Source organism: Nocardia sp. PE-7 (genome assembly GCF_030486425.1).
GTDB classification, from domain to species: Bacteria; Actinomycetota; Actinomycetes; order Mycobacteriales; family Mycobacteriaceae; genus Nocardia; species Nocardia salmonicida_A.
In genome coordinates this window covers 2,616,347-2,629,337 of record NZ_CP129614.1, presented here as the reverse complement: position 1 = coordinate 2,629,337, position 12,991 = coordinate 2,616,347, and the positions used below count along the sequence as shown (strand labels likewise).

General features: G+C 66.9%; 11 protein-coding genes and 1 riboswitch. Of the genes, 3 read left to right on the top strand and 8 right to left on the bottom strand.

From position 1 onward, the window contains the following. Positions 1–641: 641 nt before the first annotated feature. The 7 genes from gcvP to QX204_RS12325 form a co-directional block, all read right to left on the bottom strand. On the bottom strand, positions 642–3,452 hold the full coding sequence (gene gcvP / locus QX204_RS12355) for an aminomethyl-transferring glycine dehydrogenase (protein ID WP_301906847.1): 2,811 nt from the start codon (positions 3,450–3,452) through the stop codon (positions 642–644). A gap of 164 nt (positions 3,453–3,616) precedes the next feature. After that, a riboswitch (glycine riboswitch) is annotated at positions 3,617–3,716 on the bottom strand. 211 nt (positions 3,717–3,927) lie between these two features. Next, positions 3,928–4,485: a MerR family transcriptional regulator gene (locus tag QX204_RS12350; protein ID WP_131816826.1), complete on the bottom strand. Its 558-nt coding sequence runs from the start codon at positions 4,483–4,485 to the stop codon at positions 3,928–3,930. A gap of 172 nt (positions 4,486–4,657) precedes the next feature. Beyond that, a complete protein-coding gene (locus tag QX204_RS12345) occupies positions 4,658–5,131 on the bottom strand; it encodes a bifunctional nuclease family protein (RefSeq protein WP_067446263.1) in 474 nt (157 codons plus the stop codon). A gap of 159 nt (positions 5,132–5,290) precedes the next feature. Beyond that, on the bottom strand, positions 5,291–6,076 hold the full coding sequence (locus QX204_RS12340; protein ID WP_301906844.1) for a transcriptional regulator FtsR: 786 nt from the start codon (positions 6,074–6,076) through the stop codon (positions 5,291–5,293). A gap of 70 nt (positions 6,077–6,146) precedes the next feature. Continuing rightward, the gene (locus tag QX204_RS12335) at positions 6,147–6,632 is read right to left on the bottom strand and encodes an oxoglutarate dehydrogenase inhibitor Odhl (RefSeq protein ID WP_056817657.1); all 486 of its coding nucleotides are present in this window, start codon (positions 6,630–6,632) and stop codon (positions 6,147–6,149) included. A 177-nt stretch (positions 6,633–6,809) separates the two neighbouring features. Beyond that, positions 6,810–7,223 carry a glycine cleavage system protein GcvH gene (gene gcvH / locus QX204_RS12330; protein WP_056817658.1) on the bottom strand — a complete coding sequence of 138 codons (414 nt, stop codon included), beginning with the start codon at positions 7,221–7,223 and terminating at the stop codon, positions 6,810–6,812. 27 nt (positions 7,224–7,250) lie between these two features. Beyond that, positions 7,251–7,892: a CDP-alcohol phosphatidyltransferase family protein gene (locus QX204_RS12325; RefSeq protein WP_301906841.1), complete on the bottom strand. Its 642-nt coding sequence runs from the start codon at positions 7,890–7,892 to the stop codon at positions 7,251–7,253. Positions 7,893–8,007: 115 nt separating this feature from the next. On the opposite strand from QX204_RS12325, the gene QX204_RS12320 reads away from it, so the two are divergent. The 3 genes from QX204_RS12320 (at position 8,008) to QX204_RS12310 (ending at position 10,973) form a co-directional block, all read left to right on the top strand. Next, positions 8,008–9,402: a DUF2252 domain-containing protein gene (locus tag QX204_RS12320; RefSeq protein ID WP_301906840.1), complete on the top strand. Its 1,395-nt coding sequence runs from the start codon at positions 8,008–8,010 to the stop codon at positions 9,400–9,402. A 96-nt stretch (positions 9,403–9,498) separates the two neighbouring features. After that, complete coding sequence (locus tag QX204_RS12315) at positions 9,499–10,377, top strand: nuclease-related domain-containing protein (protein ID WP_301906839.1); 879 nt, start codon at positions 9,499–9,501, stop codon at positions 10,375–10,377. Next, complete coding sequence (locus tag QX204_RS12310; protein ID WP_301906838.1) at positions 10,335–10,973, top strand: phosphatase PAP2 family protein; 639 nt, start codon at positions 10,335–10,337, stop codon at positions 10,971–10,973. The genes QX204_RS12315 and QX204_RS12310 overlap by 43 nt, the downstream gene beginning before the upstream one ends. Here the strand turns inward: QX204_RS12310 and QX204_RS12305 are convergent. Continuing rightward, entirely contained in the window at positions 10,970–12,901 is a 1,932-nt protein-coding gene (locus tag QX204_RS12305) for an acyl-CoA dehydrogenase family protein (RefSeq protein WP_301906837.1), read from the bottom strand. The genes QX204_RS12310 and QX204_RS12305 overlap by 4 nt on opposite strands. Between the last annotated feature and the right edge of the window lie 90 nt (positions 12,902–12,991).

Below are 12,991 nucleotides of genomic sequence, written 5' to 3'. Positions count from 1 at the left end.
CGACATTAGCCTGACAGCAAACATCTGGCATATGATTTTCAGGGAACACCCTAGTAACAATTCAATCCGGGCATACTGTCGATCCAGACATTCCACACGAAACTAATATTCTGTCAACATCACTGGTAGAGGGCCTATAGCTGCCGATCAAGTGCGTACAGCAGCGAGATACCACGGTGGATGCCGATGGAAGCCACGGTCACCATGGTGCACTCTCCCAGCGTAATAGGCAATTCTTGCCAACGTTTCGCCCGAACTGATCAAACGACCGAATATCCCCGACGGCCACCGCGCCAATATTAGACACGTCATGCAATCGTCGGAAGCCATCCATCGGCCCGATTCGAAGGCGAATATACAGATGTTGCCCGAGCCGTGTGGCGATAATTCGATTCGATTCCCACCACTATTCGGGGCTTGACTAATTGACGAGTCCATTTCGCGCCCCGAGACATACTGGACATTCACGGACGAGTCGGAAACAAGGCATCCAGTATGTAACACGCCGAGAGTTCAGCCGATGAGAATTCACTTTTGGCAACTCTGCGTCGACTGCAATCTCGCAGGGCCCGCAAGGACCCGCACCAACGGCAACGGGCCCCGCCGACTGGAGATCGGCGGGGCCCGTTGTCAGGGGCAGGTCAGTCTTCGTAGGCGTCCAATGGCGGGCACGAACACACCAGATTGCGGTCACCGAACGCACCGTCGATGCGCCGCACCGACGGCCACACCTTCGGTCGGGCATGGCCGATTCCACGCGGATACACCGCGGTCTCACGGCTGTAGGGGTGGTTCCACTCGGCGACCAGGCTGGCCGCGGTGTGGGGCGCTCCGCGCAGCGGATTGTCGGTCACCGGCCACACGCCGGCGCCCACCTGGTCGATCTCGCCGCGGATGGCGATCATGGCGGCGATGAACTCGTCGATCTCCTCGAGGTTCTCACTCTCGGTGGGTTCCACCATCAGGGTGCCCGCGACCGGGAAACTCATCGTCGGCGCGTGGAAACCGTAGTCGGCGAGCCGCTTCGCCACGTCGTCGACGGTGACGCCGGTCTGCTTGGTGATCTCGCGCAGATCGAGGATGCACTCGTGGGCGACCATGCCGTTCTCGCCGGTGTAGAGCACCGGGAAGTAGGCGTCGAGGCGGCGGGCGATGTAGTTGGCCGACGCGATCGCGGTCAGGGTCGCCGCGCGCAGGCCCTCGGCGCCCATCATCCGGATGTAGGCCCAGGTGATCGGCAGGATCGAGGCGGAGCCGTAGTTCGCCGCCGACACCGCGTGCGAACCGGCTTCGAGCGGGTCACCGGGCAGGTACTGGGCCAGGTGCGCGCCCACCGCGACCGGGCCGACGCCGGGACCGCCGCCGCCGTGCGGGATGCAGAAGGTCTTGTGCAGGTTCAGGTGGCTCACGTCGCCGCCGAACCGGCCCGGACGGGCAAGGCCGACGAGGGCATTGAGGTTCGCGCCGTCGACGTACACCTGGCCGCCCGCGTCGTGCACGAGCGCGCACAACTCGGCGACCTCGTGCTCGTAGACGCCGTGGGTGGACGGGTAGGTGATCATGATGCAGGCCAGCCGGTCGGCGTGGTCGGCGATCTTGGCGCGCAGATCGTCGAGGTCGACATCGCCGTTCGCGCGGCACTTGACCACCTCGACTCGCATGCCGACCATGGCCGCCGAGGCCGCGTTGGTGCCGTGCGCGCTCGACGGGATGAGGCAGGTGTCGCGGTGGTCGTCGCCGCGATCGAGGTGGTAGCGGCGAATCGCGAGCAGGCCCGCGTACTCGCCCTGGCTACCGGCGTTGGGCTGCAGGCTCACCGCGTCGTAGCCGGTGATCTCGGCCAGCCACTGCTCGAGGTCGGCGACCAGCTTGCGGATGCCCAGGGAATCCTCGAGCGGCGCGAACGGGTGCAGACGAGCGAAGCCGGGCCAGGTGATGGGCTCCATCTCCGCGGTCGCGTTGAGCTTCATGGTGCACGAACCGAGCGGAATCATGCTGCGGTCCAAGGCGATGTCCTTGTCCGAGAGCGCGCGCAGGTAGCGCAGCATGGCGGTCTCGGTGTGGTGGCGGGTGAACGCCGGATGGGTCAGATAGTCCGAGGTGCGCGTCTCGATCGCGGTGAGCTCGGTGCCCGTGCCCGCGTCGGGAGTCAGTGCGGTGCCGAAGGATTCGACGACGGCGGCGACGTGCGCGTCGGTGGTGGCCTCGTCGCAGGCGATGGCGACATGGTCGGCATCGACCAGGCGCAGGTTGATGCCCTTCGACTTGGCCTTGGCGACAACGGCTTCCGCACCGCCGGGCACCTGGGCGAGCACGGTATCGAAGAAGGCGCCGTGCACCAGCGCCCCACCGAGACCGGTCGCGACGGCGGCGGCGTGCTCGTGGACCCGGCGCGCGATGGCGCGCAGGCCGTTGGCGCCGTGGTAGCTCGCGTACATCGCGGCGACGATGGCCAGCAGCACCTGGGCGGTACAGATGTTGGAAGTAGCCTTCTCCCGGCGGATGTGCTGTTCACGGGTCTGCAGCGCCAGCCGGTAGGCGAGCGCGCCGTCGGCATCGACGGACACCCCGACCAGGCGGCCGGGCAACTGACGGGCGAAAGCGGTGCGCACGGCCAGGTAACCGGCGTGCGGGCCACCGAAGCCCATCGGCACACCGAAACGCTGGGTGGTGCCGAAGCAGACATCGGCGCCCTGTTCACCGGGCGGGGTGGTCAGGGTCATGGCGAGCAGGTCGGCGCCCGCGGCCACCAGTGCGCCGCGCTCGTGGGCGGCGGCGAACAGCGACGTCCAGTCGACGATGCGGCCCGACGCACCCGGCGTCTGCACGATCACACCGAAGAACTCACCCTCCGGCAGCTGCCCGGTCGACAGGTCGGCTTCGACGATCTCGATGCCCAGCGGCTCGGCCCTGGTACCGATGATGGTCTTGGTCTGCGGGAACAGATCGGCGTCGATGAGCAGCCGGTTCGACTTCGACTTGCCCGCGCGGCGCAGCAGCGTCATCGCCTCGGCCGCGGCGGTGGCCTCGTCGAGCATGGAGGCGTTCGCGACATCCATGCCGGTCAGATCCGACACCATGGTCTGGAAGTTGAGCAGCGCCTCGAGCCTGCCCTGGCTGATCTCGGGCTGGTACGGGGTGTAAGCGGTGTACCAGGCGGGGTTCTCGAGCAGATTGCGCACCAGCACCGGCGGGGTGAGGGTGTCGTAGTAGCCGAGACCGATCATCGAGGTGGCGACCGTGTTCGCCGCCGCCAGCGCCGCCAGTTCGTCGAGCACCTCGTGCTCGGAGGCCGGCGCGGGCAGGGCGCCGAGGCCGGATTCGTCGAGGATCGTGGCGGGCAGCGCCGTGGTCGCGAGCGCGTCGATGGACTCGACGCCGATGGTCGCGAGAATCCGGGCGAGTTCGTCGGAATCGGGTCCGATGTGGCGGTCGGCGAACGAACGGGTCACGGGCAGCTCCAGGTCGGGCGGGTCGACCTCGTGGTCGACGGGTACCAGCCCTCCCCCTCTGTCTGTGCGCCTGAGAGATTCGGTAACCCGGCCCCGAAGATCGGTGACCGTGCCCCTTTCCCCGTGGGCGGGCAGCCGGATGCCACCGCTTTCCAGAGGCGTCGAATCACCGTGCGGTCCCTGTTGCCTGAGAGATTGACGGGGAGGTGCTGCTCCTTCGGCGCCCCGATTCTCGCGAACCGAGGACTCTCCCGCACGGCGGCGACGCACCACTGATTCTAGATGCAGCAAACCCCCGGTCGCGCCACCAGGGGCACGCCGGGGGTGTAGCGCTGGTCACTGTCCCGCCTCTCCGCGCCTTCAGGCCGGACTCAGGTGCGGGGCTGGGCGGGCAACGCGGCCGAGTGGAGACGAGTCGGCCGGTTAGCCCGTACCCGGTGAGTTACCCATGTGCTTGCGAGATCGCGCGGCACCACTAACCGGTTTTTCGGTTCTCCCTCACCTTGCGTCGAAAAGACAGCTCGTCTTCGGGGCGGTCGGTGATGGCGGTGGCTCGTTCTGCCGGGAAGTCCGCGATCGCGCCGGTCAGCTCACGCATGGCGCCACCGACGGCGATGCCGAAAACGCCCTGCCCGCCCTGCAGTAAATCGACTACCTCCTCGGGCGAGGTGCACTCGTACACCGAGGTTCCGTCGGAGAACAGGGTGATCCCGGCGAGATCGCCGACACCACGGCTACGCAGGTGATCGACGGCGATCCGGATGTTCTGTAAAGAGATGCCCGCGTCCAGCAGCCGCTTCACGATCTTGAGGACAAGGATGTCCTTGAACGAGTACAGCCGCTGACTGCCCGAACCCGCCGCGCCACGGATCGACGGCACGACCAACCCGGTGCGGGCCCAGTAGTCGAGCTGACGGTAGGTGATTCCGGCGACCTGACAGGCGCTCGGCACCCGGTAGCCGACCAGATCATCCGGAACCGAGTCGTCCGGGAACAAGCCAGGCTGTACGACATCCTGCGTTTGTTCTTCCACTGATCGCTCCTTCTGCCGACGTTCTCGGGTCGGAGTCACGACGGATGTTGCCCGACTTTCGAGGTTACTCCTGCCATTGTCGGACCTGCGGGGTTGTCACACCAAGCACCAAACGCCGCGATTCCCTGGACCTCTACTTCAGGTTTAGAAGATTGTGATCAGAAGATCGGGATCAACTGTCGGTCGCCTTGAAGTCGTCGGGCGAGACCGACTCCAGGAACTCCTTGAACTTCTCCACCTCGTCCTCGCGTTCGTCGGGCATCACCAGTCCCGCCTCGGCGAGGACCGGTTCCTCGGCGTAGATCGGGCACCCCACGCGCAAGGCGATCGCCACCGAGTCCGAGGGCCGCGCCGAGACCCGTAGGTCGCCGTCGAAGACCAGGTCGGCGTAGAAGGTGCCCTCCTGCAGATCGACGATCCGCACTTCCTTGAGTGTGTGTCCCAGCTCGGTGATCAAAATCTTGATCAGATCGTGAGTGAGCGGACGGATGGGAGTGACCCCCTCCTGCTCGAGCACGATCGCGGTGGCCTCGGCTTGCCCGATCCAGATCGGCAGATACCGCTCCCCCGATGCCTCCCGCAGCAGCAGCACGGGCTGGTTCTGTGGCTGCTCGACACGGATGCCGATGACACGCATCTCGCTCATGAGTAAGTCCTGCCTCCCATACTCGGCCGCCGGCCGGCACGACAGCTGCACAGCTCGCCGTATCAACGAGTCTAGGCGAATTCTGGGGCGCGCAAGGAAGACGTTCGAGCCGAAATCGGTGTGTAGCCCGGGCGATACCCGATCACCCGGCCGGGTGTGTCAGCCGCCGAGGGCTGTGCGCACCGCGGCTTTCACCAGTGCGGCGTGCAGGTTCAGCGATAGTGCCGCGAGTTCGCGGACGGTCTCTTCCGCGCGTGCGCGCGCGTCGGCATCGCGGCTCTTGGCGATGGGCGCGGCGATCTGCGCGATCAGTGCGGCCTCGCGGTCGGCGGCGAGTTTGAAGGCGCGCAGGTGGCGGGCCTCCAGGCCGAATTCGGCCATGGCTTTCGCCGCGTGTGCCAGGGTCACCGCGTCGGCCTCGAAGAATCCACCGACGCCGGGGACGATGAGTCCCGCGCGCAGTAGATCGTCGAGGAAACGGTCGTCGATATCGGCCTTGGCGAGCAGATCGGCCCTGGTGAGCCGCACGCTGACGTCGACGCGCAGTTCCTCGGGCGAGATCTCGCCGGAGACTATTCCGAGGCGGCGCGGTGGCGGCGCGCTCATCGCCTCGTCGGTGCGCGCGGAGCCGGACACACCGTGCCCGGCGTCCGCGGAACCGTGGTGGGAGTGCGCGCGGGCGCGCGCTTCACGCACGCCCAACGTCGCCGCACCACTGTCGATCGCTTCCAATTGCTCCTTGATCACCTTCAACGGCAAGTACTGATCGCGTTGCGCGGTCAGTACGAAGCGCAGCCGTTCGTAGTCGGAGACCGAGAACCGCCGGTATCCCGACGGTGTCCGCTCCGGCCGGATCAGGCCCTCTGATTCGAGGAACCGGATCTTGGAGATGGTGATGTCAGGAAAATCTGGTCGCAGCAGGTCGAGTACGGAGCCGATCGACATTCCTCCGCGCGCCCACTGCGCCGCCCCTGTCACAGCACTGTGCCTTTCGCGGGCACCAGTACCGTTGGGGTCATCGCGACCCCGCGCCCGACGCCGACTCGTTCGCCTGCGCGCGCGGACCGGTCAGGAAGACCAGCCGGAACTTGCCGATCTGGACCTCGTCGCCGTTCTGCAGCTCCGAGGAGTCCACCGGCTCCCGGTTGACGTAGGTGCCGTTGAGGCTGCCCACATCGACGACCTGAAACGAGTCGTCGTCCTGACGGAACTCGGCATGCCGACGGCTGACAGTGACGTCATCGAGAAAGATGTCACTGTCGGGATGGCGGCCGGCCGACGTGGTCGGCTGATCCAGCAGGAAACGCGAGCCCGCGTTCGGGCCACGCTTGACCACCAGGAGGGCCGCGCCGGCAGGCAGGCCCTCGACGCCCTGAACCGGCTGTTCGCCGGTCGGCTCTGCGGAGCGCGACGCGTCGACCTCGTTGAGGAAGTCCGCGCGGAAGACCGATGTCGTCTCGGCCGCGGTTTCCCCGTAACCCGGGTCCCTGTTCTCGCTCACCGTTTCTCTCCTCCTCGAACCTGATTATCCATGCAAGCAGGTGCTGTATTCGGCGACACGACCGGCGCGATCACATCGCCAGGAAAAGATCCCGGCGTCGATTCCCCGACGTATCCGCTTGGCTTTGACCGTACCCTGCCGGGGCGTGCCCGTGCAGGGAGAACTGTGAAGGCTGAGTCAGCCCCCGATAACTCCTTGGTAACCCGCTGCATCCAGCAGTTCACCGAGGGCGGAATCCAGGGTTGCCTCGTCGTCGAAAGCGAGCTCGAACAACCAGCCCGCGTCGTAGGGATCGGTGTTGAGCGTCTCCGGTGATTGCACCAGATCCTCGTTCACCGCAACGACTTTGCCGCTGAGCGGAGCGTAGATGTCGGACACGCTCTTGGTCGACTCGACCTCGGCGATGCTGTCACCGACGGTCACATCTTTGTCGACGTCGGGCAGTTGGACGAAGACGACGTCACCCAGCTGTGACTGGGCGTAGTCGGTGATGCCGACACGGACCGCCGTGGGGCTGGTCCGCCGCACCCATTCGTGCTCTTCGGTGTAGCGCAGTTCCTCAGGGGTCCGGGTCACAGGACGTCCTTTCATCGTCGACGTTGCACGCAACAGTATCGACTAGCTGCCACGGTGCGGCACAGGCGGTATCGATCGCGCGACCGCGACCGCGAGCCCCGCGTAGAGCACCCCGGTCCAGACATACAGTGCCGTACCCCAGATCAGTAGTGCCCACCCGAAGGCCCACCCGAAACTCGCCCCCGCCCAGTCCATCTCCCCGGTCAGCATCCACGGCAGCGCCGACATCAGCGCGAAAGTGGCCGCTTTTCCCAGGTAGATCACCTCCGGCGCGGGTAGTTCGCGCCGTTTGTATACCGAAAGGGTCGCGGTGAGCACCAGATCACGTGCGATCAAGATCACCGCGAGCCACCACGGGAGCAGCCCTCGCGCGACGAACGCGACCAGAGTCGTCACCAGATACAGCCGGTCCACGAGCGGGTCGAGCAACGCGCCCAGACGCGAGGACTGATCGAGCAACCTGGCGAGTTTGCCGTCGAGGAAATCGGTGAAGCCGCTGGCGATCAGCAGTGCGAACGCCCAGCCGTCGGCGTGGCGAACCAGCATCAGCCACAGGAACACGGGAATGCCGATCAGCCGCACTACGCTCAGCGCATTCGGCACGGTCAGGATGCGGTCGCTGAACACGCCACCGGATTCGGTGTCGTGCGTGCCCGGCGTTCCTGATTCGGTTGCCACGCCCATGCTTACCGCAGCGACCCCCGCTCGCGCCATCCGGCCACGCCGAAACGCCGTCGACTGCGTCGCGGATCGGGCGTGGCGCTGCTCACCGTGGCGCAACCGGCTAACCTGGGCAATCGTGTCCGACAGTGGTATTGATCTGCGCTCCTATGTCTCTGCCGAGGACGCCCGTGAACGTGGTCGGGCTGCCAGGCGACGGGTGCCTGTCACCGAGCGTGACCGCGCCGCGGAGAGCCCCGAGCGGCCGACGGTGCGCGAGTTCATCGATATCAGCAATCGTGGGCGGATCGAGCGCCTGATTCCGCTGCGGATCGGCCGGATGGTCACCTCACCGTTCACGTTCTTCCGCGGCGCCGCCGGCCTGATGGCCGCCGACCTCGCCGCCGGACCGGACAGCGGGTTGGCCGCTCAGATCTGTGGCGACGCCCATGCCGCGAACTTCGGTCTCTATGGGACCCAACGTGGCGAGATCGTGATGGATATCAACGACTTCGACGAGACGGTCACGGGCCCGTGGGAGTGGGATCTGGAGCGCCTGGCGGCGAGCCTGGTGCTGGCCGGGCGAGAAGGCGGCGTCGACGAGGACGATTGCCTGCGCGCTGCACGCGACGCCGCCCGCTCCTACCGCCGCACCGTCGCCGAATTGGCCGACATGCCGTTCATGCAGTCGTGGACGGTGTTGGCCGACGAGTCGATCCTGACCAGCGCCAAGGCCGAGGATCTGCTCGACGACTTCAAGAAGGCCGCCAAGAAGGCCCGCAAGAACACCAGCGCCAAAGTGGTGGCGAAGTGGACCCACCTCGACGATCACGAGACCGACATCCGCAAGCACCGATTCGTCAGCGATCCGCCCGTGCTGACCGCGGTCGATGCCCAGGTGTCGGAGGCGGTGATCGATGGCCTGGAGAGCTACGCGAACACCATCCGGGAGTCCCGGCGCAATCTGCTGGCCCGGTTCGCGGTCTCCGATGTCGCGTTCCGCATCGTCGGGACCGGCAGTGTCGGCCTGCACAGCTATGTGGCGTTGCTGCACGGCAACGACGGCGAGGCGGTGGTGCTGCAGGTCAAGCAGGCGCGTGCGTCCGCACTCGCCCCCTTCCTGCCCCCGACCACACCCCGCCACGAGGGCGAGCGGATCGTGGTCGGCGCGCGGTCCGTACAGTCCGAGACCGATATCCTGCTCGGCTGGACGACCATCGAACTCGACGAATCGCTGCCGTTCATCGTGCGCCAGTTCCGCAATCTCAAGGGCAGTATCGACCCGGCGGCCCTGTCCGCCGACGATCTCGACGACTACGGCAGACTCGCCGGTGCGTTGCTGGCCCGCGCGCATGCCCGCTCGCTGGACCCGCGCGCGCTGGCGGGCTATTTGGAAACCGACGACGACGAGGACGACCGGTTCGAGGAATCGGTGGCCGCCTTCGCGGTCCGCTATGCCGACCGCACCGAGGCCGATCACGCCGAGCTCGTCGCCGCGGTGGACGCGGGCACGATCGCCGCCGAACAGGATTGACCCGGCTACGATGTACGCCAACGGTTCTCGGCGCAGTACAGGTGTGCCGAGTACCGCGCCAACGACCAACGAAGGGCGGTCTCCATGCTCGTGCGCGTGCAGAATGCGGCAGGCAGCGATGCCGAGGCGGCGCTGATCGACTGGTTGCGCACATGGAAGGACCCGTCGAGCCCGCACGGTGTCGCCACGATCAACTGCAGTCTGTTCCATCAGGATCGGCTGCACCAGTTCGACGCGGTGGTCTGGACTCCGACCAGTTGCGTGGTGATCGAGGCGGAGACGTTCACCGCCCCGCAGGACGGCGTGTTGGAGATCCCGCTCAACGGGCCGTGGATGGTCTCCGGTGAGCTGGCCCAGTTCGCGGGTGCGGAGAAGTCCACGCCGCTGGAGCGTTCGCGTGATCACACCTTCGCGCTGCAGGACTATCTCGCCGCTCGCGGGCTCGGCCAGCGCGCGGTGCACGGTCTGGGTCTGATCGTGCCGATGCCCGGCGCCCAGATCGACGTGCACCAGGGCTGGAGCGACCCGAGTTTCGATGTGATCGTCACCGACGACCCGCATCGACTCGAGATGTACTTCGAATTGCTGGCCGAGAAGGAACACAACCTCTGGACCGCCAACGACATCGCCATCGCGTTCCGCGGCCTGGGCATCCTGCCGTTCCTGCCCGCACCGCAGGATCTGCTCAACGAGGGCTTCCTCGGTCCGATCGATGTGACGCTGTGGCACGGCGGGCCCACCCAGGCGGCCGCGGAGGCCTACGCCGAGGAACAGGCCGAGCTCGAACACCAAGCGCAGTCCCGGGGCATGGTGGCGCCGTGGTACAGCCCGTGGAAGCTGTATCCGCGAGTCGGCGGCGATCTCGATTTCGGCCGGGCGTTCCTGCGGATCACCCTCGCCCTCGGCATGATCGTGGCCATCGTGTGGGTGCTGTGGTTCGTGGTCACGGCGGTGCTCACCTACGGTCCCGCCTGAGCGGGGACGGGCGGGGCAGCACCACCGTTGTCCGGGTATCCGCGATCGGCGCCGGTGCCGCACTGACCGCCGCGATTCCGTTGACGTTCCCCGCGAACGGCGGGGCGAGCGAGCTGGATGCCGTGGTGTCCGAGGACACCGTCTCCCCCGGTCTCGCGCAGGCGCTCGTCACCCCGAGCAACGCACCGGTGGTCGTAGCGCTGCTGCTGGCCGCGTGCGCCTGGTTCGCCCTGCGTCGGCAGTGGTGGCAGGCGGTGACCATGCTGGCGGTTCCCGAGATCGCGTTGGCGGTCAACACCTGGTTGCTGAAACCGCTCTGGGATCGCCGACTCGACGACCATCTCGCCTACCCGAGCGGGCACACCGTCCATCTGGTCGCTGTCGCAACAACTTTCGCGTTCCTGGTAACCGACTACCGGATCCGGGTCCTGGTCGCGGCGCTGACCGTGCTCGCGCTGATCGCGATCACCCCCGCCATGGCCGAGTTGGGCTACCACCACCCCACCGATGTACTCGGCGGGGCGGCGGCAGCGGCCGCGATGGCGATCGGGCTGTGCTGGCTCTCCGAGGCCTTGCGGGACCGGAGCAGCGCCTAACGGCGATCGAAAACGCTGGCGTCGTGCAGCATTTCGGCGCGCAGCATCGTCTCCGGCACGCCCATCGCCTCCACCAGGGTCAGCGCGTCGGGGCGCAGGCGGTCGACGAGTTCGTTCACCCCGCGCCGCACGGCCTTCGCCCGCTCCACCGACATGAACCGGTGCATGATGTACCAGGCCAGGTTCTCCTCCAGCGAGGCGTACACGTAGAGGTCGCAGACTGTTTCCGCGAGAGCTTTCGCGTCCGGGTCCTCGATCTCGGCGATGCCGTCGACGAACTCCTCCAGCACGAGGCGATCGATGTGCGCGGTGCCGGCGGCCAGGATGTGGTCCTGGGCGTTGTTGAACGCCTCGAACGGTCCGGTGTCGGTGGCACGGGCGCGCAGCCGGTGCGCGGCGGTCCGCAGCAGGTAGTCCTCGCGGTCGGCGAACAGCTGCAGCTGGACGTCACGTTTGGACAGGTCGCCTTCGTCGACGGTCTCGTCGTTGCGGTCGCGCAGGGTCTGGATCAGCTGACGCACACCGGAGCGTTTGCGCACCACGTCACCGGCCATGGTGGCCGCGAAACGCACCCAGCCGAGCGCGTCGAGGTCGCGGACCTCGTCGGAGTAGGCCGTGAGCAGTTCCTTCGCCACGAGCTGGGTCAACACGACGTTGTCGCCTTCGAAGGTGGTGAACACATCGGTGTCAGCCTTCAGCGTGACCAGGCGGTTCTCGGTGAGGTATCCCGCACCGCCGCAGGCTTCGCGACATTCCTGAATGGCCCGGGTGGCGTGGCGGGTCTGCGCGACCTTCAGACCGGCGGCACGCTTTTCCAGCGCCCGCTGTGAGCTCGGTTCGGTGTTCTCCCCGCGCTGGATCTCATCCATCCGGCGCACGAGGTCGTTCTGGGCGAAGGCCAGCGCGAACGACTTCGCGACCAAGGGCAGCAGCCTGCGCTGATGGCTGCGGTAATCCATCAGCAGGGTCTCGTCGCCGGTGTCGGGATCGGCGAACTGGCGGCGCGCCAGCGCGTACCGCACGGCGATACTCAGTGCCACCCGCGTGCCCGCGGCGGCAGCGCCGCCGACGCTGACCCGGCCACGTACCAGCGTGCCCAGCGTCGTGAAGAAGCGCCGACTCGGGTTCTCGATCTCGGAGTCGTAGGTGCCGTCCGGGGTGACGTCGGCGTAGCGGTTGAGCAGGTTCTCGCGCGGGATCCGCACCTGGTCGAAGACGATCCGGCCGTTGTCGACGCCGGGCAGACCACCCTTGAGGCCGTCGTCGTAGGTGGTCACGCCGGGCAGGTCCGCGCCGAGCTCGTCGCGGATCGGCACCAGCAGACAGTGCACGCCCTTGCTCTCGCCGCCGACGATCAGCTGGGCGAACACCGCGGCCATCCGCGCGTGGACCGCGGCACCGCCGATGTAGTCCTTGCGCGCCGACGGCGTCGGCGTGTCGACGACGAACTCCTGGGTGGCCGGATCGTAGGTGGCCGTGGTCTCCACGTTGGCGACATCGCTGCCGTGCCCGGACTCGGTCATCGCGAAACAGCCGAGCAGATCGAGCGAGATCAGGCGCTTGATGAAGTCGCGGTGCCGTTCGGTGCCCAGGTTCTCCACCGCGCCGCCGAACAGTCCCCACTGCACGCCGGACTTCACCCACAGCGACAGGTCGGTGTAGGCCAGCATCTCCAGTCCGGTGACCGCGCCGCCGGGATCGCCGGTGCCGCCGTTCTCGGGCCGGAAGCCGCGCTCGGGGTAGCCCATGGTGGCGATTGCGCGCATCTGGTCGAGTACACGCGCCCTGGCCGCGTGGATGTCGAGTTCGGGGTCGTCGGTGAATTCCTCACCGGCGAGCTGTGTGCGTGCCTGTTCCCTGACCGCGCGCCACGGTCCGTCCAGCGCTGCGCGGAGATGTTCTGCCGTCGTCGATGTGCCGGTAGCCATGACTTCGACATTAGCTCGCGCGCGAAGTGTCACCCAGGCCCGAAACTCGGTTCGGGCGAAAGTCTTGCCAACGGATTGAACGCGCGTTTA

Coding starts and splice junctions, on each gene's coding strand:
- QX204_RS12345 (WP_067446263.1), bottom strand. CDS start 5,131: ATGAGCGAGATGCGTGTCATCGGCATCCGTGTCGAGCAGCCACAGAAC.
- QX204_RS12305 (WP_301906837.1), bottom strand. CDS start 12,901: ATGGCTACCGGCACATCGACGACGGCAGAACATCTCCGCGCAGCGCTG.
- QX204_RS12340 (WP_301906844.1), bottom strand. CDS start 6,076: ATGTCGATCGGCTCCGTACTCGACCTGCTGCGACCAGATTTTCCTGAC.
- QX204_RS12325 (WP_301906841.1), bottom strand. CDS start 7,892: ATGGGCGTGGCAACCGAATCAGGAACGCCGGGCACGCACGACACCGAA.
- gcvH (WP_056817658.1), bottom strand. CDS start 7,223: ATGAAAGGACGTCCTGTGACCCGGACCCCTGAGGAACTGCGCTACACC.